Origin of the sequence: Vibrio diabolicus (assembly GCF_011801455.1) — a bacterium.
Lineage (GTDB): Bacteria > Pseudomonadota > Gammaproteobacteria > Enterobacterales > Vibrionaceae > Vibrio > Vibrio diabolicus.
The window spans coordinates 1,401,133-1,424,238 of the sequence record NZ_CP042451.1 but is presented as its reverse complement, the minus strand read 5'-3'; the positions used below and the strand labels follow the sequence as shown (position 1 = coordinate 1,424,238).

The 23,106-nt window shown below is 39.9% G+C and carries 25 protein-coding genes and 1 pseudogene; 2 read left to right on the top strand and 24 right to left on the bottom strand.

Features of this window, described 5'->3' with window-relative positions; translation table 11 throughout:
• Positions 1–2: 2 nt before the first annotated feature.
• The 18 genes from FR741_RS06945 to FR741_RS06825 all read right to left on the bottom strand — a co-directional run bounded on the left by FR741_RS06945 (position 3) and on the right by FR741_RS06825 (position 15,372).
• Complete coding sequence (locus FR741_RS06945) at positions 3–341, bottom strand: hypothetical protein (protein WP_021448749.1); 339 nt, start codon at positions 339–341, stop codon at positions 3–5.
• A gap of 138 nt (positions 342–479) precedes the next feature.
• Positions 480–968 carry a hypothetical protein gene (locus tag FR741_RS06935; RefSeq protein WP_020840814.1) on the bottom strand — a complete coding sequence of 163 codons (489 nt, stop codon included), beginning with the start codon at positions 966–968 and terminating at the stop codon, positions 480–482.
• Between the two features lie 150 nt (positions 969–1,118).
• On the bottom strand, positions 1,119–1,607 hold the full coding sequence (locus FR741_RS06930; protein WP_167426498.1) for a hypothetical protein: 489 nt from the start codon (positions 1,605–1,607) through the stop codon (positions 1,119–1,121).
• Between the two features lie 132 nt (positions 1,608–1,739).
• A complete protein-coding gene (locus FR741_RS06925; protein WP_167426497.1) occupies positions 1,740–2,648 on the bottom strand; it encodes an AbiJ-NTD4 domain-containing protein in 909 nt (302 codons plus the stop codon).
• Positions 2,649–2,782: 134 nt separating this feature from the next.
• Positions 2,783–3,265 carry a hypothetical protein gene (locus FR741_RS06915; protein ID WP_089202935.1) on the bottom strand — a complete coding sequence of 161 codons (483 nt, stop codon included), beginning with the start codon at positions 3,263–3,265 and terminating at the stop codon, positions 2,783–2,785.
• A 145-nt stretch (positions 3,266–3,410) separates the two neighbouring features.
• On the bottom strand, positions 3,411–3,695 hold the full coding sequence (locus tag FR741_RS06910; RefSeq protein ID WP_031830313.1) for a MazG nucleotide pyrophosphohydrolase domain-containing protein: 285 nt from the start codon (positions 3,693–3,695) through the stop codon (positions 3,411–3,413).
• 152 nt (positions 3,696–3,847) lie between these two features.
• Entirely contained in the window at positions 3,848–4,702 is an 855-nt protein-coding gene (locus FR741_RS06905; protein ID WP_167426496.1) for a hypothetical protein, read from the bottom strand.
• A 157-nt stretch (positions 4,703–4,859) separates the two neighbouring features.
• Complete coding sequence (locus FR741_RS06895) at positions 4,860–5,438, bottom strand: PH domain-containing protein (RefSeq protein WP_021454262.1); 579 nt, start codon at positions 5,436–5,438, stop codon at positions 4,860–4,862.
• Between the two features lie 151 nt (positions 5,439–5,589).
• Positions 5,590–6,126 carry a hypothetical protein gene (locus FR741_RS06890; protein WP_025558159.1) on the bottom strand — a complete coding sequence of 179 codons (537 nt, stop codon included), beginning with the start codon at positions 6,124–6,126 and terminating at the stop codon, positions 5,590–5,592.
• A 114-nt stretch (positions 6,127–6,240) separates the two neighbouring features.
• Entirely contained in the window at positions 6,241–6,588 is a 348-nt protein-coding gene (locus tag FR741_RS06885; protein ID WP_025527348.1) for a hypothetical protein, read from the bottom strand.
• 146 nt (positions 6,589–6,734) lie between these two features.
• The gene (locus FR741_RS06875; protein ID WP_029852097.1) at positions 6,735–7,772 is read right to left on the bottom strand and encodes a DUF4062 domain-containing protein; all 1,038 of its coding nucleotides are present in this window, start codon (positions 7,770–7,772) and stop codon (positions 6,735–6,737) included.
• 1,186 nt (positions 7,773–8,958) lie between these two features.
• Entirely contained in the window at positions 8,959–9,864 is a 906-nt protein-coding gene (locus tag FR741_RS06860; RefSeq protein ID WP_167426493.1) for an Imm49 family immunity protein, read from the bottom strand.
• 162 nt (positions 9,865–10,026) lie between these two features.
• A complete protein-coding gene (locus tag FR741_RS06855) occupies positions 10,027–10,752 on the bottom strand; it encodes a hypothetical protein (protein WP_167426492.1) in 726 nt (241 codons plus the stop codon).
• Positions 10,753–10,903: 151 nt separating this feature from the next.
• A complete protein-coding gene (locus FR741_RS06845; protein WP_167426491.1) occupies positions 10,904–11,254 on the bottom strand; it encodes a cupin domain-containing protein in 351 nt (116 codons plus the stop codon).
• 772 nt (positions 11,255–12,026) lie between these two features.
• A complete protein-coding gene (locus FR741_RS06840) occupies positions 12,027–12,482 on the bottom strand; it encodes a GNAT family N-acetyltransferase (RefSeq protein WP_167426490.1) in 456 nt (151 codons plus the stop codon).
• Between the two features lie 127 nt (positions 12,483–12,609).
• Entirely contained in the window at positions 12,610–13,257 is a 648-nt protein-coding gene (locus FR741_RS06835) for a hypothetical protein (RefSeq protein ID WP_167426489.1), read from the bottom strand.
• Positions 13,258–13,403: 146 nt separating this feature from the next.
• Entirely contained in the window at positions 13,404–14,195 is a 792-nt protein-coding gene (locus tag FR741_RS06830) for a DUF3800 domain-containing protein (protein WP_167426488.1), read from the bottom strand.
• Between the two features lie 631 nt (positions 14,196–14,826).
• On the bottom strand, positions 14,827–15,372 hold the full coding sequence (locus FR741_RS06825) for a GNAT family N-acetyltransferase (protein ID WP_012841675.1): 546 nt from the start codon (positions 15,370–15,372) through the stop codon (positions 14,827–14,829).
• Between the two features lie 717 nt (positions 15,373–16,089).
• Here FR741_RS06825 and FR741_RS06820 point away from each other — a divergent pair.
• Entirely contained in the window at positions 16,090–16,413 is a 324-nt protein-coding gene (locus FR741_RS06820) for a hypothetical protein (protein WP_167426487.1), read from the top strand.
• 785 nt (positions 16,414–17,198) lie between these two features.
• Here FR741_RS06820 and FR741_RS06810 read toward each other — a convergent pair.
• From FR741_RS06810 to FR741_RS06790, 4 genes are all read right to left on the bottom strand, one after another.
• Positions 17,199–17,678 carry an Sbal_3080 family lipoprotein gene (locus FR741_RS06810; protein ID WP_017449622.1) on the bottom strand — a complete coding sequence of 160 codons (480 nt, stop codon included), beginning with the start codon at positions 17,676–17,678 and terminating at the stop codon, positions 17,199–17,201.
• 174 nt (positions 17,679–17,852) lie between these two features.
• The gene (locus FR741_RS06805) at positions 17,853–19,544 is read right to left on the bottom strand and encodes an ATP-dependent nuclease (protein ID WP_167426486.1); all 1,692 of its coding nucleotides are present in this window, start codon (positions 19,542–19,544) and stop codon (positions 17,853–17,855) included.
• Between the two features lie 687 nt (positions 19,545–20,231).
• A complete protein-coding gene (locus FR741_RS06795) occupies positions 20,232–20,657 on the bottom strand; it encodes an N-acetyltransferase (protein ID WP_167426485.1) in 426 nt (141 codons plus the stop codon).
• A 155-nt stretch (positions 20,658–20,812) separates the two neighbouring features.
• The gene (locus tag FR741_RS06790; protein WP_167426484.1) at positions 20,813–21,283 is read right to left on the bottom strand and encodes an RDD family protein; all 471 of its coding nucleotides are present in this window, start codon (positions 21,281–21,283) and stop codon (positions 20,813–20,815) included.
• 268 nt (positions 21,284–21,551) lie between these two features.
• On the opposite strand from FR741_RS06790, the pseudogene FR741_RS23745 reads away from it, so the two are divergent.
• Positions 21,552–21,853, top strand: a pseudogene (locus FR741_RS23745) (hypothetical protein).
• A gap of 177 nt (positions 21,854–22,030) precedes the next feature.
• Here FR741_RS23745 and FR741_RS06780 read toward each other — a convergent pair.
• Together FR741_RS06780 and FR741_RS06775 are read right to left on the bottom strand one after the other, a co-directional pair.
• Complete coding sequence (locus FR741_RS06780; protein ID WP_047706528.1) at positions 22,031–22,519, bottom strand: DUF523 domain-containing protein; 489 nt, start codon at positions 22,517–22,519, stop codon at positions 22,031–22,033.
• Between the two features lie 147 nt (positions 22,520–22,666).
• Positions 22,667–23,098, bottom strand: a complete 432-nt coding sequence (locus FR741_RS06775; protein ID WP_167426483.1) for an NUDIX hydrolase — start codon at positions 23,096–23,098, stop codon at positions 22,667–22,669.
• Positions 23,099–23,106 lie beyond the last annotated feature (8 nt).

The window sequence follows — 23,106 nt, the reverse complement described above, 5'->3', positions numbered from 1 at the left end:
TGTTAGGTATTCTTAGCCCGCTTTCTCGCAGGTTTCTTTGATACTGCTACTGGCTTGTGGTTCGCGACCGCTCCAGCTTGTGTAAATGGATTACCAAAATTTGGATTAAACTTATAACCACTTTCAAATAATGGCCGTAGTTTTTCCCAAGCTTTTATATCACTTATCTTAGGCGCTTTAAACGCAGAACCTGTTTCGAAGGTTTTACCGTTACACTGGGGACAAACGACTTCGTATTTAACCTCTGTCCATTCACCAGTTTTTGATTGATCGTACTTGTGCTTTTTAAACACTTTCCTGCAATCTAAACATGCAAATTTCACTGTAATATTTGATTTCATCCTGAATACCTAACGCCCAATTAAGGTGTGAAGCACGCGACCACGACACTTAACTAGACCACCGTAAACACTAAACTCAATCCAAACCGAAAATGCCAAGCGTGCTGAATCACTCTTAAATTGTTTGTTAAATGTAAATCAACCTTTGGCCAACCATCCAATAAAAGCAGCAAGAACACCACCTAGAATGCTCAATAATGGATTAGATAGCCATCTATATTCCTTATTTTGTTCAATAGCTCTAGAATGAAGTTCAATGGCAGTCTGAATAAGAACGGTTATTTCTTCTCCACTGAGCGGCGTTCGTGAGATTCTCTTTTTCTCTTCATCATTCAGCGCATTAAATTCTTGAAAACTCAAATCTCTTTGTTCATCAACATTATATCGTTTTCGATAGCTTCGCCTCCAAGCTAAAGAAACCTTTTTACCTTCTCCGTCAACACGAAAAAACTCTGGGTGCTCTTCAAATATCGTTTTCCAATAATCTGCATTATTTTCATCACCTGTAATTCTCATCGCCCAGCCAGCATAATCAAGCTTATAGAACCCATACTTACCCATAACTTGGATAGCTGAAATAACATTACCTAACCGGTTGTGATTTTTTAAATAGGGGGATTTCGACATTTACTAAATTATCTCCATTTACATTTAACGCCCTGTTAAGGTGTGAGCAACGCAATACCGAAGCTCCCGCAGACCACCTTAATCACTTAAACCAACGCATAGTAAAAATGCCACGCGTTGCGAATCACTCTTAAACAGTTTGTTATGCGATTAGACCCACCTAACCTGAGTAACTTCAGGTTCAGCTCTCATTCTGGTCGTACCTAACTCAACGAATAGTGCATACCTATAATGGAGATCCGTTTTATAAGCACGAAGTTTGAGCATATCTTTGCCACTACCAACACTTGATGACGATTTTTTAAACTCAATTACCAGTAAATTATCATTATTACTGCCCCTACGGTGAACGATAATATCCGGATAAACTGTCATTGCATTATCATCGAATACAGTGGTGTCTTCTGTACCAATATACAATTCCTTTGGGTCATGTCCATCTCGATTAAACTCACAATCAACATCATAACGCACGAATTGTGCTTGCAAGTACATACCAATTCGATGAGTAAGAGAACGTTCATTCGCATTAACTTCTAACAAATATCGATCATGGGCGATAAATTGTCTAAGAGAGGCAATGACCTGATCTGCTACTTCTGGGTTTTCTCTAAGTGTCGTTTCAATTTCTTCGTTCATAAATTCTCAATCGCATAACGCCCTGTTAAGGGGTGAGCAGCGCAATACCGAAGTTACCGCATACCACCTTAATCACTTAAACCGACGCATAGTAAAAATGCCACGCGTTGCGAATCCCTCTTGAACAGTTTGTTAACCCAATTTTTTCGTTAGCAGTGACATAAAACTTGCAAGCCTATGAAATAAATACTCAATATGGTCACTGTCAGAAAGCTTTACCTGACTCATTTCTGAGTGACGGATGAAGAACGTATTTCCTATGCTTGTTAGTTTTCTAGCTTCTTCCTCAAGTTCAGCCCGAAACTCTGTATCAGACGAGCAACTGTCTAGCAAAATAGTCATTGATTGCTTTTTATTCTCTGGATTAGAGACCGTTTTTATACGTTCAAACGCATCCCAGAGCTCTTTCAAAGCTTCATATCTAACCCGCACATCAGGGTTGCAAATTTTTGTATTTGCATGCTCAAGTAGATCATTCAGTGCTTGCTCTGACGTTTTTTGAGTCCTCTGAATAACTGAAGTAAGTGAGCTGCTCACAACTCTGACAATTTGACCATCCCCAAGCAACTCATAAGCCAAACCGTTTCGGGTAAAAATGGTATTTATCTTTTTTAAGAATTCATCTTGTGCAGTTTGAATGTCAAATGAAGCAATATGATGATGACCGTAAAACTGATGATATTGACCCAGCACTGACTTACTGACATTGATATAACAGAACTGAATAAGATCAAGTACATCTAGATAGCTAGGTGTGAATGGTACTTTTTTAGAAACCCAACTATCTGGGTTTTCTTCTTGCTCTGTTACAAAAGGATATTCAATCTCTAGAATTTCCGCTTGAAGTGCTGATGAAAACATTTTTTCATTAGTTCCATAACAACCTTGACCATCAGGGCAAAGCTCAGGAAACCTCTCACCAAAACACCCAGTGTCAATTAGACCTTGAATATAAGCGGTCAGTCCAAGCCACACATTGTGCGGAATTTCATTTTTTGTTTGAGGCAAAGCGCCTCTTTCTGAATCACTAAAGTACTTCATAGTTACCTAAATTGGGTTAACGCCCTGTTAAGGTGTGAGCAACGCAATACCGAAGCTCCCGCATATCACCTTAAACACTAAAACCAACGCATAGTAAAAATGCCACGCGTTGCGAATCACTCTTAAACAGTTTGTTATAAGGTTAATAGCGCTAGGATTAGCCCGCCTACTACCGTGCCGATAACTGCAACTACCGTTTGACTAAACATAGAGCTACCAACTAGCTTTTTAACCGATGACGTTTCTTGAACTTCACCCGCTGCTGATGTTAAAAACTGGTCAGTAACATCATCACCACAATCTTTAATTTCGCTATCTTGATATCCATATCCGGGACTGATGAGAACAATCGGACTTCCAGTGTTAAAGTCGTCAATTTCTTTACGACTACGCTCCTGAAGTTTCTGTAGTTCTGCTTTATGAGAGAACCGGGTAGATATAACTCGAATGCTTTTCAACGAACGCGTTTCAATAACAGAGCCAGACACCAATAATCTGACACCCTTTTTATAAGGTAAAACAAACTTGGCAAACAGTTCAGGCTCAGAGAGATCTTTGAACAAGCAAATCCATGAATCACTGTCTTTTTCTTTGATTAATACGTGATAGTTACTCATTACTTTATTTAACCTTATAACGCCTTGTTAAGGGGTGAAGCACGCAACACCGATGCTACCGCATACCACCTTAATCACTTAAACCAACGGATAGTAAAAATGCCACGCGTGCTGAATCCCTCTTGAACAATTTGTTATACGCGTCCTATCGGTTGTACTTTACCTTATTCAGAACTTCTTTTAGTTCATGCGTTTTCTCAAGGTTTACACCGTGAATATTGGCTAAAGCACAAACATAATACAAGACGTCATATAACTCTTCTGCGATTGAACCTTTTAATTCATCTAGCGTTGGTTGCCCACTTTTAGCTTTACGAATAGATTCCGATAATTCGCCAACTTCTTCGATTAGTTTTAAAAAGTAGTGTTCAGATTGCTCTGGCGCATAATCGAATTCTTTTATATGACTTTGTAATTCAGATAACTTCATAACGTCCTTTTTGTATCATTTTCATTAAGCGTATAACGCCGCATTAAGGTGTGAGCAACGCTACCACGAAACTCAACCAAGCCACCGTAAACACTGAGCCCAACGATGGAATGAAAAATGCCATGCGTTGGGAATCACTCTTAAATGCTTTGTTATAACGATTTTTTCATGCCTTGGTGCGCATTTCCTATTACCTCGTAACGCTCTTGTTGGAAATCTATTGCTGGAATATCCATACACTCCGATAACCAAGGCCATACTTCATTGGTTTTGCCGTTTTTTTGGTGTGCTAAGTAAAAAAATGATATTACTGGCTCAACGCATTCTATGATGTTGAAAACTGAGTCTTTGAAATAGGACTTGTAAAACTCAGTTGCATCAATCGACTTTTGATGAATAATCTCATTACGAAACTCTTCCAGTTTCATAAACTGCCCCCACCATTTTTGCTTTTCAACAGAACTGGTTTCATATATTTGAGGCAAGATGCTTTTTATCTTAACTTTTAGACTGAGCCAACGCTCAATCGCAACTTTGTCATAAGATTCGATTATGCCTTTAGAGTTCTTTTTGGCTTGATAAATATAATTTTCTGGAATACTAAGATTAGCAAAGGCTTCAAGAGCAGTATAAGCAAAGGCAATAGCTGACTGCACTTCCTCAATGTAGTCATATACATCTGTTGATATACTACTGATGGCTTCTTTTTTATCTCCAGTCAGTTTTGTAATATCTAGCTCATAATCACTGCTCTTGAACTTATGATTAAATATTGTTTTTGCCCGACGTGATGACTTAGAACTAACGCTCATCAGCATACCGATGTTATTAGGCACAAAGTAACTAATTTGTCTCGAACGATTCAACTTTACAGTATCAATATCCTGAAGAAGCATTGACCCACTTTTATCTTTAGAAAAATGGAAAGTAGGCTTCGTCATTCTTACATCGCTAACCCTATAGTTTTCTGGGGTTAGCCCAACAACTAACGAATTTTTATTCTTCATAATTAACCTATCGTTATAACGCCCTGTTAAGGTGTGAGCAACGCAATACCGATGCTTCCGCATACCACCTTAACCACTAAAACCAACGCATAGTGAAAATGCCACGCGTTGCGAATCACTCTTAAACAGTTTGTTAGGCATTACTCAACAAAATCAATCACTTTTTATATTTAGTCTCGTAACCGGGGTTATCTTCAGGGCGAAGTGAGTTTGGATAGAGTAAGTCAGACTTCACATCAATAGAAACTTGTTTGATATTTCTGAACGTATCATTTGGGTAAGGAATCGCTATCATATCATTAGTAATCTTTTGACCTTTACCACCGACTTCACCACAAAAAACCTTGATCGTTCCAACGTTAAACAAACTCTCAATTGGATTAATATTAACTTCAACATTTGTGATCTTATCGTAATCAATTACTTTATAATCAATACCCATAAAGCCACTACGAAAGAGAAGCCGCTTGTTGGAATACGCATAAAACGTGTTTGGATATACTAGCAACTTGTATAGTATTAGCGCTAAACCAAACCACATTACACACCCTTCAGATAAAAGCTGCACAGGATCTGTAGAAAAAAGTTCCGAGGATGACCTGCCTAAAAATAAAAATAGCAGTGTTCCGCAAAAGAACACAAAAGAAGCATTTAGCATGTATGCTATAAAATAAGGCTTTCCCACCCAGAGTATTTCTTCATTGTCATCTAAGACTGGTTTAAATATATCTTTCATAATATTAGTTTCTAAATAATTGCCACTGATGCCTAACGCCGCGTTAAGTGGTGAACAACGCGACCACCCAACCTAAATTATTGTACCGTAGACACAAAAGCCGATTAAAACTAAAAATGCCAAGCGTTGTGAATCCGTCTTAAACGCTTTGTTATGTGTTTCTTTCCAATGAGTTTACATAGTAAAAATATGAGAAATCTTTACTTTTATAGGTGCGACCTTTTAAGTCTGAAACACCTGCCTCGATGGGCACATCTGTTTTAGCAAAATCTGTCTGATTACAATACTGATCTAAGCTTTTAAAGCCGAGCTCTTCAAGAACAGAGTCCGTAATAGTGCCAACATCACACGAAGTGCCGGGATTGAGAGGTGACGAAAGCTTTCCAATACCAAACCAGTCGATCCTATTTTGAAACTTAGAAACACGCTTACCTAAAGCAGAAAAGTAAAACGACTCTGGTTTTAATATTACTGGTTGTCCTCCGATATTCGTAACTCGAATTTTTAGAGTTTCCTCTAATAACTCTTCGTCAGGAGAAAATTCTTCCGAATAGCTAGATAAGTCACCAACGACGATTTCGACAACACAATTGGCTCTGCGCTCATACCTTGTTAAACAAAACGTAAGAACACTAATAATAAAACCGAGTACGCCCGCAATCTTCGCGACTACATCCAAATCTATCATCGAAACCTCAATTTTTCGGAAACACATAACGCCGCATTAAGGTGTGAGCGACACTTGGCTACACTTGAGCGAAGCGAAACTGCCAAGCGTTGCGAATCACTCTTAAATGCTTTGTTATGCGCGTTCTCCACGATTGAACGCAGTTACCGTAGCGCGTAACCTAGTGAGTTTAAGCTCCGTAAGTAACACTGTAAAAAACGACAACATTGAAACCGAGATAAGCGCAAAATTTATCAGATTGCTACCACTATTATCATGCACACCTGACAAACCGATAAATAATAAAAAACAAGCGACTATCGAGAGAATCGAATCATTCGTTTTCACTTTGTACTCATCGGCACAGATATCTTTTACTATCGAAACTGGATTTGAAAGTCCGTCGAGTCTAACTGCAATTTTTCCATTTTTTATTTTGACTTTTAGGCCAACACTTTTCAATGAATTCGCTAAATCTTCCATGATTGAAAATCTCCATTTCTGCAAGCGCATAACGCCCTGTTAAGGTGTGAGCAACGCAATACCTAAGCTCCCGCACACCACCTTAAACACTAAACGCAACGCATAGTGAAAATGCCACGCGTTGCGAATCACTCTTAAACAGTTTGTTAGCATTCTTTTCTAAGAGCCCTTAAGCCAACCATTGTTTGGTCACCCTTTTCTGTAAGGCACCAGTAAGTCTGTTGGTCTTTAACACTTCTATTCTTAATACCTTTCTGTATTAACCCTAGCGCTCTTAGTTGCACGATAATTGTTTCGAAATCACTTCTTGAAATATTACAACTATATGTATCGTAAGATTCAAAACCTTCAAACTCCCAAATTTGATCTGAATTATCCCTAGCCAAAAACTGATTTATACGGGTTTTTAGTTGAGTTTCAGATACTTCATCAATCAAAAGTGGGGCTAGCTCAAAGAACAGCTTATTCCAAGTAATCTCTGTGTCGTAGTCATGCTCAAGCCTATCAAAAGGGTTATGTTCTTTTTTAGCAGTTGCACGTACGAGAATTTTAAAGATGTCATCTCCTTGTGCCAATTCTCTAGTGTTGATACCAGTCTCATCTTTAGTCTGGGACAATTGTTTCTCTAAGTTTTCAATTTGCTTCTTCAAACGGAGTATCTCTTGAGCTGTTCCATCATCTGGAACGTTGTCAGCTCTTACCCAACCCACCGAAGGAGAACGCTTTTTGAGTTGAACGATACTCCTTCCTAAAACGCCAGCCAACTCCGCAGGAGAACTCCAGTATCTACATAGTTTTTTCTGCGCTAGTTCTTTGAACTGACTGAGCTTCGCGACGAGTTCTGGAGAAGTATCTATCTTGTCAGCAGGAATAGAGCCGGGGTTAGAGTGTAAGAAAGATATTATTGGCTTATTTGTTTCTAGAGCATACCGGTACTCCATTTCTGTATATCCAATACCATTAGAAGCACATGAACCGTAGCGCCCACCTAAAATCAGCACATAATAATCACATTCATCAATTACAGACTTTATAAACTCCCATTGTTCTTCATCTGCAGCTGGAAATAACTCCATTCCAATTGGTATACATTCCAACTCCAGTAAAGCTTGAATGACTTCTTTTCGTTCATCAATGAGATCTTTATAAGTAGAACTGACGAACACTTGATACTTTTTATCCATCCTCGAATCCTATATTTTGCAAGGAATGCTAACGCCTTGCTAAGGTGTGAGTAACGCAATACAAAAGCTACCGCACAGCGCCTTAATCACATAAGCCACCGCAAAGTAAAAATGCCACGCGTTACGAATCACTCTTAAGCAATTTGTTAGTACATGCGCTACTTCTATTTATGCGCTCCAAGATATTGAAAACTAGCATGATATGAAAGGCTTTGAACACTGAAGTGAGACGGGCAGCTACAAAACTTAATTCCAGTTGAAAGACGAAAGTTGGCTAGAAGAAAAACGCACTTAACTCCCCTACTTTTACTGGCTTCAAATTAGAAAAGGATTCGATCCTCGCACTTTGATGGCAACACCCAACGAACGACAAGATTAACTCAGGAAGTACAACGAAAACGAAGAAGCGCCAAAGAAATAGGCTAAGAGTTAGAGACCGTAAACGGTGAAATCAAAGCAAACACTCCGCATATAGTGCCACCGGAAAGAACGTGAAAGGCACAAACTGAAAGGTGTAAAGACAAGCGCCAAAACAGATAAACACCAAAACTTATGACCTTTGATGTCAAACCCGTACTAACGCCGCATTAAGGGGTGAACAACGCAAACCACCCAACCTAAACCATTGTGCCGTAAACATTAAAGCTAATTCAAACCAAAACTGCCAAGCGTTGTGAATCCCTCTTGAATGCTTTGTTAGTTGCCAAGCCCAAGGCTAGGATTTGGAGTTTATTACCGCTTTGCCGACACTGTTTTTACGTGCTTTGAAAAACTAATATCAGGCGCAGATTCAAAGCACCTGTCACTGAAACCACTTGGGACATGCAGCGCCGTAGAAAACGGGCTAACAACACCAACAAGCTCCTTTGAACAGACAATGTCACAGAGCTAACTTTCAACAAATAAATCGCTTTCTGAAACAATTAACCCAAACCACAAAAATAACCGAAGCGTGATTATAACAAACACAAAAGCTTAAAACTGAAATACAAAGCCAGGGAAAACTCGTGGACAGTAGCATTAAACATTCTGGCTTTAGCTACGTTTTCCTCGTTGGCAACTAACGCCCTGTTAAGGTGTGAGCAACGCAATGCCGAGGCTCCCGCATACCATCTTAAACACTAAACGCAACGCATTGTAAAAATGCCACGCGTTGCGAATCACTCTTAAACAGTTTGTTAACTAACTACGATTTGTAAATATCTAAAAAGCTATAGCTCGGCTCGGGCATATTACGGGTATAGAAGGCTTCTGGAACATAATCCGTTTCAAACCCCAAGTGAAAACCGTATTTCTGGTAAGCAAGTTTTGCAAGTGCCAGTAACGGCATAGAAAAATAACCAGTTAGCTCTTCCTTTAATTTTTTTTGACTCCAATACTTGTGGTGCCCTTTGACCGCTTCATACATCGCTTGTTGATATTCCGCTTCACCACAAACTGATTTATTTAGAACTTTTGTCATCACATTAATCGTTGGCAAATCGACAAGGTTAGCATGTTCAAAGGCTAAACCCTCAAGATACTCAGGAGTACTTACATCAATAAACTTCAGAATTAACGACTTAACGTCACCAGATTTTATTCCGAGCATGACCATTTGGAGCTCAAAGAAGGTACGAGACCGAACATTATACCACTCAGTGTTTGGGTGATCGGCTAGGTTGGAAAGGTACTCGATGTCACACACCTGCTCACAGAATAAAGATAGCCAACTTAAGTAGGTTAGATATAGCGCACCTTCAAGACCATTGTATTCATCTTTCTTTGCTACTAGAGTCACCTCCGCTTTGGGGAGCACAACCGAAATCGTCTCTCCATCACTCAATAGCTGTGACTGTACTAATTTAATATCAAAGTACTGATGCATATCCATCGCTCTAAGACTGGATTCTATGTCACCAACCTTGTGGTATAGACAACTTGTTAGAGAAAGACCTGCAAGGCTCACATCATATAAATCGACTTTCCCACTTTTATAGTAAAAATCAAAGTCATCGAGCAGTCGGTTACATTTCATCCCATAGGGGTTAGAAAGTCTCTTTAGGTAGTCTGCATGACATGGTATTGGTTTAAAGTGTTCTTTTGATGTCATATAAACATTTCTCTTTAATTTATTAACTGGATCGAAGGAGTTAGTTAACGCCCAATTAAGGTGTGAGCCACGCGACCACGACACTAAAATTGAACACCGTAAACACTAAACTTGACCAAAACCAAAAATGCCAAGCGTGGGGAATCACTCTTAAATTGTTTGTTAACTTACATTCTCAAACAGTTTCGTCAGCTTTTTTAGTTCGACCTCTTTTGACTTAAGCCTGCGAGATTCTTCGATAATACTCTTGTAACACAAGTACGTTGCCGAGATTTCACTTTTTACTCTGCTCTCAATGAGGAAGTAATTATTGTCTTCATACATATCCCAAACCCCACAACCAGACTCAAATTTTAGTCCTTTTACAAACTTATTCATTAACCCGTTTTTAGGTGCAGGATACATATAGCCTGTATTTAGGTTAAACAAAGGAGTTGCTATCTGAGACAAATCCATTACTCGAAATTTATTCTGTAATTCAAAGGCTTGCTGATTTGATAGTAACTTGTACCTTTTGAATAACTCGAACAAGATCGGCACGTCTGAAGATGAAATACCGATACCGCACAAAACAGCTGACCTCGTACCATTGTGTGCTTTGCTGACTTTTTCTGAGGCTTTAACTAAAACATCAAGTATTCGCTCAAGGAGCACACGCTCATTATTTTCGTGCTCCCACAGCCAATAGCTTTTAATTTTTTTTGGAATAGCATCGTCGTGGGTTTTGTCGACAGTAAAGCCGTTTATACTTAAAAAACCACCACCTAGAATTCGGGATGCTTTATCCCATGGGTTATAACAAAAACCTACTTCCTTTCGCGACTTTTCAGGAACATAAAATTCCAGATCAAAAATAACTGTAATACAGCTACCTAATTTAGTTTTCAATTTTGATGTACCTCCATGTAAGTTAACGCCGCGTTAAGGGGCGCGGGCACGCACTACAAAAGTGACAGCATAACACCTTAACCACTAAACCAACCGCAAACCGAAAATGCCACGCGTGCCAAGTCCCTCTTGAACGCTTTGTTATGGCGATTTACTTTAGACTTGCTTGAATTATTAATAGCTCAATTTCATTGTTCGATGTGTTAGCCAAACCATGTGTGCCAAAGCGTTTATTAACTATCATATCTCCTGAAGTCACTTTTCTTTCCTTGCCTTCAATGGTCATGGTACCTTCACCTTTCAAAATGATATACATTTCTTCATCGTCTCCATGAGTATGCTCGCCCATAGAGCTTCCCGGTGGCATAACGACACGAATAGCGAAATCCCATGCACCATCGAAATCTTTACGCCTGAACGCACGATAGATGTCTATAGAGCCTTCTCCATCATGGCTGTTTTCATCCACTTCTTTATCGCAAGTGTAAAAATTACGTATCATTTTTTCCGAATTCCTTTCTGATTATTTTCCGCAGATCTGCAAAGCGCCATAACGCCCAATTAAGGTGTGAAGCACGCGACCACGACACTTAATTTGACCACCGTAAACACTGAACGATACCCAAACCAAAAATGCCGAGCGTGCTGAATCACTCTTAAATTGTTTGTTAGTTGCCAAACCCAATTTACTGATTTTACGACAGTTTAGCCTTTGCGAACAAAAAACTACGTACTTTAATCTTGTTAAGTCAGGCGCAGTCTCAAAGCGGCTAGCCACTGAAACCACTTGGAACATCCAACGCCGCAGAAAACGGACTAACAACACCAAAAAGATCTTTTAGAAAGACAATCTCACAGTGCGGACTTTCAACAAAGTCGCTGAAACCACGTGAACTCACCACACCAGAGAAAGCGACCTTTCAGCAAGTAGATTAGCTTTTGAGACGGCAAACTCACCGAGCAGTGTTTCAGCAAATAATGGCCGTCCGTCTAACCTAAAACCTGCAACACCAAAGAACAAATCTGCGGTGCAACAATGCCAAATTTGGATCTTAGCTGAAATACTCAACACTGGATTTGGGCAAAAAAACTCATCTAACTTTGAGCTTTTACCGTTAGATTTTGCAATTTGACTGCGTTTTTCCTCATGGCAACTAACGCCGCGTTAAGTGGTGAGCAACGCATGCCACCGCACCTAAAGCATTGTGCCGTAAACACTTAAGCCGAAGCAAACCAAAAATGCTGAGCGTTGTGAATCCGTCTTGAACGCTTTGTTATGAGGCAACTTGAAGCGACAAAGAAAGGAAGTTTTCGTCTCTTTCAGTTACCTTATAGCCAAGAGATTTGTAAAACCTTACCGCACGCTCATTTCTAGTAAAGCTTGATAAGGTTACGTAACTGCGCCCTTGTTCACGCGCGATTTCATGAACCTCGTTCATGACCCTTTCACCTAGTTTCTGATTTTGAAACTCTGGAAACACGATGAGTAAATGTACATGAAGTGCATTGTCGTAAGGCTTGAAGCATAGCATTCCAACTTGCGCGTTATTGAGATAAACCCAGTGAAACCAATGCGGCTCATAGTCACGTTTTAAACGATCGACCTGAAACTTATCACACCAACCAAAGATGGCATCAACATGCGAATAAAGTCCCTGTTTCACAACAGAAAATAGACTTTCAAACTCATCACTTTCTATTTGTACTAGTTGAATATCCATATGCCTCATAACGCCCAATTAAGGGGTGAGCAACGCCTCCACCCAAATCTAAAGCGTTGTGCTATAAACACTAAAATTGAAGTAAAAGCAAAAATGCCAAGCGTTGTGAATCCCTCTTAAATTGCTTGTTAGGGCTCTATTTTTTAGCAACTGTTGATATTGTATCTAAAGCTTTTTCATAAACACTTGTTGGAGCTTTGCCAATGTCTATGGATGATGGAGAAAAATGTTCGATAAATTTGAAAGCTACTATTGGGTCACCGCCAGATGCTCTTAAGGCATCAGCCTGCGCATGATATAACTCAGCAAGTCTTGCATAATAACGCATAAATTGTACTGCAATTTGAATTAATAGTATGACAAAACCTACAGCCCCGAAACTAAATGCTATGGTGGAAAGTGAGGAAGCAAAACCAGATGACGGAGTTTGAGAAGAACTTTCGCTAGACTTTAAATCATTAATTAAAGTTATTGTCTCTTTTAGCTTCGTTTCCGCAATTTCATTAGACACCATATTTTTCTCAAGACTTAAAAGGCTATCTGCCAATTGAGCCCCTCTTGCTTCCAATGTTGCACTAAGCGATCTACTAGAAAAGGCAAACGATACATCACGATCTTGATACTGATAAAAGATCAACACAACAAGGATTTGAACTACACAAAGTAATGCTGTCCCTATCATTAGCATTGTTCTTCTTGCTCTTCTTCCCCTTGCTTCTAGTGCATCTATCGAACTATCAAAGTTCATATGCTTTGGTAGCTCATTTTTTATTTCTTCATTCATACTAATTTCCTAGACCAACTTTGAGCCCTAACGCCGCGTTAAGTGGTGAACAACGCGATCACTGAACATAAAGCATTGTGCCGTAAACACTTATGCTGAATCAAACTAAAAGTGCCAAGCGTTGTGAATCCGTCTTAAACGCTTTGTTAAGTGCGTTTTGGAAGCGGGTACTTTAGATTAACTTCTTTTGTTTCAACTTCACGAGGCCCTTTAGTAGGGTCATGAAAATACCAAATATTAAACTTACGTTCATGTGGCTTGGTATCATGCAATAAAGTATCCCAACCTAGATAACTCGCAATATTCTCAGCAACTTTCAGCTTGGCGGGAGAGCTAGCCTTACCTTGGAATGCACTCATTACCGCCCCTAGTAAAAAGTCGGCAATTTGAATGTGCTCTGATTCCTTAGAGTCTTTAGTTACAACCGAGCGAATTGGTACTTCACCACCAAATTGATTTTTAAGCATGCTATTAGCGATTTTGTGAAACGCTTCATCTGCTTTTTTATAGCGCGAAGGCAAAGGGTCTACTTCGATGCGAAACTCACATTGTCGTTGAGGGTGGGCTTTGTGAATTGCGCTAATTTTGGTTTGAATTAATTTTGTGAAATGCTTTCGCATTGCTAGGTCATAGTCACCGTCGTGATACTTTTTATCAACCATGCCCTTTCGTATAACAATACAATGAAAAGCTAACCATTGATGCTTGAAGAATGTTTCTATTAGATCTTCATAAAAACCAGCGTAGTGCTTTTTGTGAGCCTTTTGCCATTTTATTTCATTGTCATATTTATGTTTGTCTCTTAGCTCTCGAATAATTCGAACAAAGTCTCCACGCCTCTGGTACTTCATCCAAAGTGAACCAAAACCATAATATTTCTGACCATCTACGCCTGATTCATCACAGGCCACATGCCAAATTAATTTACCGTCTTGCATTTCACCTCCAATGTACCAATTACTCGAAAGCACTTAACGCCGCATTAGGGGGTGAACAACGCAAACCACCCGACCTAAACCATTGTGCCGTAAACACTAAAGCTAACTCAAACCAAAACTGCCAAGCGTTGTGAATCCCTCTTGAATGCTTTGTTATGTGTATTTTCCTTTGACCCCATTGATACGCCAAAACCAATATATATGCGGTGTAAATGCCAATAGCAGCGAGAAATATGGGTTAACAATAAAGGCAAATAAAATCAAAAAGAAACTTACCAATATTAACTTAAATCGGAAAACTGACCACATTTCTAAACCCACTGTGTAATAACACACCACGGCTGGAGCACAAACAATGAAATAGATAGCAAAAGTCACGTTGTCGGGCGAATCTATTTGGTCGTTAAATACAACAGCCACGAGAGTTAGGACTATGTGAAGAACCAACCCACTTGCCACTATCCAATAGTATTGGATGCCATTGATTTTCATGAAGTACTTCCTGTACACATAACGCCGCATTAAGGTGCGTACAACGCTAAGCACCTACACTAAACCCTTACACCTTAAACACTAAAGCCAAGTTTAAACTGAGATCGCCAAGCGTTGTGAGTCACTCTTAAATGCTTTGTTATGCGTGATTTTTGACGTACTTTGTCATTGCTGTCTCTGAAACTGATAGACCATCGATTCTATATTGATCTTTGAACTCTCCGACAACACTGAAACCTGTTTTAAGATAGAGGTTCTTTGCCGGAATATTTTCCGATAATACACAAAGATCGAGCCAATCAATTTCTGCTTTTTCTTCGCAGAAGTTTATGACTGTATCAATCAGCCTTTGACCAAGGCCTTGCTTGCGACAAGTGGCATCTACGCCCATGCCAAGTAAAACTCTGTGAGAACGGCTTTCATCGCCATGGTAGCGAAGATCAATGTGTCCTTTGATACTTCCAGAAGTGTCTTTTACAACCCAGAGCTTTCTCCAACCTAAATCGCCGAACTGATGTGAAAAACCTTGGATAAACTTATCTTTTGTTGTTTCTGGAATTTCACTTTCCTCTCTGGAAATTGGTTGGAAAAGAGGAACTTCGCCATTACCATTTTCATACAGCTGATTTTCAAGATACGCAAAGAATGAATCTAAATCCGATTTTTCAGCTTCTACTACTTTCATCTGATACTCCATCGATTACGCATAACGCCGCATTAAGGGGTGAACAACGCATTCCACCCAAACTAAACCATTGTGCCGTAAACACTAAAGCCGATTCAAACCAAAACTGCCAAGCGTTGTGAATCCCTCTTAAATGCTTTGTTAGTTGCCAAACCTAAAGCTTTGATTTGAAGTTAATTGCCGCTTTGCCAACACTAGCTTCACGTGTTTTGGAGCACTCAAATCATGCGCAGTTTCAAAGCGCTTGTCACTGAAACCACTTGGAAAAAACAGCGCCGTTGAATACAGCCTAACAACACCAAAAAGCTCATTTGAAAAGACAATATTACAAAGCTGACTTTCAACAAGTGAATTGGCTTCTGAAACAGAAAGTCCAACCTCAAAAGAAAACTGAGAACGATTTTCACGAACCCGAACGACTCAAAATTGAAGTACGAAACGCCACCAAAAACACACTAATTTTAACTCTAAACATTCTGCTTTAGCTGCGTTTTCCTCGTTGGCAACTAACGCCGCGTTAAGTGGTGAGCAACGCTACCACCCGACCTAAACCATTGTGCCGTAAACACAAAAGCTGAATCAAACCAAAAATGCCAAGCGTTGGGAATCCGTCTTAAACGCTTTGTTATAGCGCAACTCAAACTTTCCACTTGACGTAACAAAATGCCGACTGTAACATTGTTACAGCTAATCAATACTACGTTTCAAGGAATTATTATGAGTAAAGTATTAAGACTTACTGTTGATGTTTTCAACCGCTTAGAAACTAATGTTTCAGGGTTCGAATCACCATCAGAAGTTACAAACCGAATGATAGATAGCCACGAGGAGTATGAGGTCTTCCAATATGTAGCTCGTGCAATTATCAGTGCAAAAGACTTTATCGATGAAACTGGCTCACGAGAAAAAACAGTTTTGCTACATCACCCCATAGAAGCTATTGATAAAGCAATGTTATTTGCAAAGGAAGTTTTCCCCCAATACACGATAACCTACAGCTATGAGTCACCTGGGTTAAACCTGAAAATAATTTCTAAATAACCCTTAGTACAGTGGCATTGAATAGATGTCACTGCGCTATAACGCCGCGTTAAGGGGTGCCGGCACGCAATACAAAAGCTACCGCACAGCGCCATAAACACTGAACCCAACGCATATTAAAAATGCCACGCGTGCCAAATCCCTCTTAAACGCTTTGTTATATGCGAACGTTCAAGCCTGAGATTTTAAGGCAAGCCCTACTTTGAAACCATGATCTTTATGTGCTTTGATGCACTCAAGTCAGGCTTAGACATACAACGACTTGTCACTGAAACAACTTGGAACAAACCGCGCCGCAGAAAACGGACTGGCAACACTAAAAAGCGCTTTTGAAAAGACAATTTCACAATGAGATCTTTCCACAAACTCACTGAAGCCACGTGAACTCACCACACCAGAGAAAGCGCCCTTTTAGCGAGTAAACCAGCTTTTAAAAAGGCAAACTCACAGAGCTGAATCCCAACGAAAAACACAGCCTGGACTGACCCTGAAAAATCAGCAACAAAGAAAAAAACCACCAACACACGACAGGTCGAATGTGAGCCACGAACCAAGAATAATTAGGATGGAAGCCGGACGAACCTGACGCCACAAAGACAAAATCCACGATGAAAGCTGAGGTTTTTGACCCGAATATTTAAGCTTTTTTCATCTGGCATATAACGCCCTGTTAAGGTGTGAGCAACGCAATACCGAAGTCGCCGCATACAACCTTAATCACTAAACGCAACGCATAGTAAAAATGCCACGCGTTGCGAATCACTCTTAAACAGTTTGTTATAGCGCTAGTTTGGCGTAGTTGATGAAGACGCGTTTGCTGCTTGAGTTGCTTGTTCTGGTGTCATTTGGCCAAAAAGCGTGTCCATCATAAAACCAATTCTCTTACTTGCATCACCAAATTTATTAGGATTAGCGGTATAAGGAACTTTAAATTTCACTTCCCCAACTCTTTGCCCGCCTTGATAAGCTGTTATCTCCGCGTTTTTCAAATATAACGCCAGATCCCACCCCCAGTGACCTTCATATTCAAGAGTCAATTTGTTCAGGTCGTGCTTAGAATTATCAGGTACGACAACATAAGAATAGTTATGTTCTTGTAGCCAAGACTCAATTGTATTTTGGAACCCAGAGCGAGTTTCATTATCTTTAACAACAACTATTTCCGACTTAATATTAGTCTCAGGAACAGGGGTGCCCATATATCTGGGAGACCCACAACCAACTAGTGTAAGAGAAGCTAAAGACAACACTATAATTTTTTTCATTTTTATTTTCTCATATTGTTTTTCAGACACATTGTATCTGTTTGTTTATGCGCTATAACGCCGCATTAAGGTGTGAGCAACGCTGCCACCTAACCTAAACCTTTACATCGTAAACACGAAACCCAACCTTGAACTGAAAATGCCAAGCGTTGGGAATCACTCTTAAATGCTTTGTTATAAAACATTTACGTGGTTAATGACTTTCTGCACAAACTGTTTCAAATTAGCAGGTGCCCCTTCTTTATGTAGTGACTCTAGCGCAGGTACTATCCATTTATTCTTTCTGACATCTCCAAGATCTATCCACCCCTCTAGCTCGCCCACAGGTACAACAAACAGTCCATTAAGCGATAATTGTTGTATAAGCTCTTCGACTTCATTTTTAAGCTCCGGCGACAAGACTCTTGTACCTGAGGATTTAACTGTTGCCCATTTGCTGGCATCTTTTCTAATTCGGTTTATCGCACCTCTGGCGCCTGAAAATGTATGCTCCCCATTGTTCAATTGATACAAAAACTCTTCAATTTGACCAGTGATTGCTTTAACAGCTGCCAGTTCATCGCCAGATGCAACTTCTTTAGCAAGGGAATCTAATACTGAGATTTGAGTTAAGGACAAATTTTCTTGACCTAAACTATCCAATAGATTATTGAGGTCATCTTTACTATTGAGAACATCTATATCTAAAATACCACAACATGGAATGTTGGCTAATTTTAATAATTGTATGACGAGGTGCACTGTTTGTTTATTATGGGCATGAATAAAAAGCACTTCTTGGGTTGATAAATCATTAGCTGCAACAGTACTATAAAAAACTCTATCTGAGTCTGCCTCACACACGACAACTCCACGATGAAATAACGAATCTAAAACCCGCTGGCTCGACAAAATAGGTGACTTTGCGAGCTGTTCCGTAGATTCCTTTGGAATCATGTTAAAAGTGGTCGTATCTGAGGTCCGATTTAATCTATACAGATCAACAGGGTAACTTGCAGATAATATACCCGAAATAAAATTGGAATTATGTGTTGATATGATTACCTGTCCAGGAACTTGTGCCATATGCTTAGCAACCCAAAAACCCAATTGCCTTGCTTGAGCTGGATGGAGAAACGCTTCTGGCTCATCAAGTAACACAACTCGATCGTGGGATAGAAGAAGACTTAATACAACACCAACAAAACTTCTATAACCATCACCTTGTTCATCAAGTATTGGGTAATCTTTGAAGTAATTAGCTGCATATTTAGGGTCTTGTGGTACATTTTCGAATTTGTCAGCAACTCGAAAAGTTAGTTCAGTTAGCCCACTATAATCTAGCTTGATATCTTTCCCAAAAACTAGATTAAATGCCTCCCTTAAGGCATTTTCAACACTGATGTCAGCTCCATACAATGCTTGAAGTAGGTTTTGTGCTGTGACTTTATGTAAATTGGCAGAAGGGGCTGTTTTAGCAACATTTAGTCTAGATTCAGCATCTAAGTATGAAACTCTAAATTTTGCGATGTTTCCAAACAATGCTTCAATTCCATTTGCTTCATATTGAGATTGCAAATATCCTCTTTGAAAAGCAACTGACTCATTATCGCTTAGCTTAGATGTAATTCCCGACACATTTTCCATGCCAACATTATATTCGTCAGGTTTAACATCAAGTCCTTTCAGGAAGAAACCAAATTCAGGTTTGCTATCAAATTCGATTGAGTCAAGTAAGGTTGTTTCAAAGCCTTTCTCTTTGATAAAAATGGAGTGAATGTCCTTTAATGTTTGGGATTTCCCTACATTATTTGGACCAATTAATACAGTAAACTTTCCAACAGTGACTTGTCCGCCACCTTTTATATTTATTTTATCAATAATCATTACGAACTCTTTGTTTTATAACGCCGCGTTAAGTGGTGAACAACGCAAACCACCAAACCTAAACCATTGTACCTTAAACACTAGATTCAACTTGAACTGCAATCGCCACGCGTTGTGAATCCGCCTTAAACGCCTTGTTAGGCGAAGTTTCCCACCAGTGTTTAAGTTGTTTTGAAAGCAGATTACCCGAAACAAAATAAGCAACCAAACACCCACTGACTTTTTGTGATTCAAGAACCATAAAAGCCACTATGTTTCAGCAGAAATTTCTACAACCACGAAATACAGACTCTCAGCGTTCAAGTTGCTTTTGAGGAAGCGAAACGTAAAGCTGCAAACTTAAAGCGAGAACGAAAGCCTCGATTAACTTGCCCTTTCCACACTTTGAGCCAGTTAAAATCACCACTAACCGACACTGAAAACCAATGAGGCAACCCACGAACATTGGCATGTTTTACGGCTAGAGAGATTCAAGAATTCAAGCCGACAATGCTGAGTTGCCGACATGGAAAAACGAACTGCCGAATAGAACTAAGAAGATGAGAACAAAGAACTTTCCAGCCCGTCGCCTAACGCCCTGTTAAGGGGTGAGCAACGCAATACCGATGCCGCCGCATAACACCTTAAACACTAAAAACAACGCATAGTGAAAATGCCACGCGTTGCGAATCCCTCTTGAACAGTTTGTTATATGCCCGAACTCATTGTGTATTCGGAATGTCCAGTGTACTCATCCAATTGCTCACTCACGACTTTGAAGCCTTGAGACAAATAGAATTGATAACTAGCCTGATTTTCCTTGTATACAGAAAGATTCAATACCGCCCTCTGAGTTTTAGCATGACTCAATAGCTGCTTACCAATGCCTTTACCTTGAAGTTCAGGAGAGACAAATATAGCAGCTAGGCTACTTTCATACAGTGCGTAAAAGCCGAATACTTTCGACTCAGCTTCGTAAACGTAAGTTTCTGAAGCTGGAATGTAGATGCTACGCATGTTTTCTACTTGAGATTCCCAGAACTCAGCCGAAATGAAATCGTGAGCTTTAACTGACGCTTTAAGCCAAATTTCAAGAACTGAATCCATGTCATTTTCGTTGTACTTTCTTATCATTTTAAAGCTCTAAATAGCCGAATTTATCGGGGCAATATAACGCCCTGTTAAGGGGTGACCAACGCTACCACCTTGCTTGAAAGCAGCAACGTAAACACGTCTACCAAATTTAACACTAAACCGCCAAGCGTTGGGAATCCCTCTTAAACAGTTTGTTAGGCGCGATTGTCAAACTCTACAGCTTCGACACCACGCTCTTTAGGTCTAATTACCACAGTGTTTGAGATCATATCGTGCCAGCCTTGTTTCTTCCCACTGAATGCAACCCAGACAAACCCTAAACACAAGGGAATGGTACTAACATAATATGCTAAATATCTAATAATTGATTTACTCGTTGATAATGGCTCACCAGTTTTAGCATCAACAACTTTCAACTTTAATGCGATTTTTCCTGGTGTCGCAGAGCGGTAAACCCAAAATAGTACAGTTGCTATAAAAGGAAATATCCAATTAAGTAATAGGTCCCAACCACCAAGAATAAAACTCTCAGACTCAAAGTAGTAACTACCATATATCAAATAGAGTATTGGCATAGTCAGCATAAGAAATAGAATTGAATCTATTAGAGTTGCACCAAATCGTACCCAAAAACCAGCATATTCATACTGACTATTATGTTCCATAATTTTACCTATTTATTTTCATCGAAGATCAATTGCCGCCTAACGCCCTGCTAAGGGGTGAGCAACGCAATACCGAAGCCGCCGCAAACCACCTTAATCACTAAATTCAACGCATAGTAAAAATGCCACGCGTTGCGAATCCCTCTTGAGCAGTTTGTTAGTCGCGAGGCACCGAGCGACAATTTTAAGCCGAACTAAACTTTGCGAACAACAATCTTTATGTGCTTTGATGCATTTAAGTCAGGCGTAGTCTCAAAGCGACTACTCAATGAAACCACTTGGAACAAACAACGCCGTAGAAAACGGACTGACAACACCAAAAAGCGCTTTTGGAAAGCCAATCTCGCAGTGCGGACTTTCAACAAAGTCACTGAAACCACGTGGAATTTACAACATCAGAGAAACGTCATTTCAGCGAGTAAATCGGCTTTTGTACCGACAAACTCGCCGAGCAGATTTGCAACCAAGAACAGACGCTCGATTGCCCTGCTCTGTCAGCACCAAAGAACAAAACAACCGCTAGGACAGTTACAAAACTTTGGACTTAAAACAACTAAAACTAAGTTCTGATGATCGACGATTAATCGGTGTACCAAGCAAACAGCTGCTAAATTTTAAGCTCAGAAACATGATTTTGATTGCTAGCTTTTTCTGGCGACTAACGCCGCATTAAGGTGTGAGCGGCGCTTGGCTATACTTGAGCGAAGCGAAACTGCCAAGCGTTGCGAATCACTCTTAAATGCTTTGTTAGCTATTTTTTTCCAACGCCTCTCGGAGCTTAGCTATCGTATGTTGACTGTAGACTTTAATTCCATTGCGCTCTAACAATGCAGTCGCTACCCCTGAGCCATCGATTTTGATCCCGTTGAATGTACCGTCATAAATTTTTGAACTGCCACAGGAAGGGCTGCCTTCCGCGAGTATCGCGTACTTTATTTGCTGTTTTTTGCAAAGATCCAAAGCGTTCTCTGCCCCACTTACAAATTGTTCAGTAACATCAATACCATCATTTCCAACAACGTTTGCCAAACCATCAAGCACATCAACACCTTTACCAGTAATGATTTCGGCAGGTGCTCTAGGAATAGGTAAACCTGCTGAGACTTCGGGGCAAAAGGTCACTAGTTCTGCGTTTGACTTGAGCCATAGCAACTCAGGCTCTTTGACTGATAAACAGCTCGCATTGTATCTAACGTTGTTTCCAACCAGACATGAACTAACGAGAACTTTTACCACTGGAACTCCTTTATATACGAGAAATAGCTAACGCCCAATTAAGGGGTGAGCAACGCAACCGCCGAACCTAAAGCATTGTGCCATAAACACTAAATTTGAAGTAGAAGCAAAAATGCCAAGCGTTGTGAATCCCTCTTAAATTGTTTGTTATATGCACAGAATTTCCACTTGTTTGATGGCGTCAGAGAATACTTTATTACACTTAAAATCGGGCTGACTGCCTACTTTATGCCAGAAGAAATTGAATTCATGCCCGCCGTCGTCTTGAGTAAAGAAACTCCAATTATTCGGTAATTGTTGCTCTATTTCACAAAGCACGAAGTGCCACAAATGATTTTGAAAACCGCTTTCCCAACTACCTAGGTAGCGAGTTCTTGATACGCTAGATAACCCTGATTCTTCTTTTAGCTCTCTCAAGGCGGCACTTTCAATAGAAATATCCGACTGTTCTAATGTGCCTTTAACCAACTGAACTTCAGCTAATGGATGTTCAAACAGCAGTAACTCGCGATTGTTTCCTGATTTTCTAAGCACTATAGGGCAGACTTTGACTTCCCTCTTTCGGATTCTTTCTTCCACTGAACTCT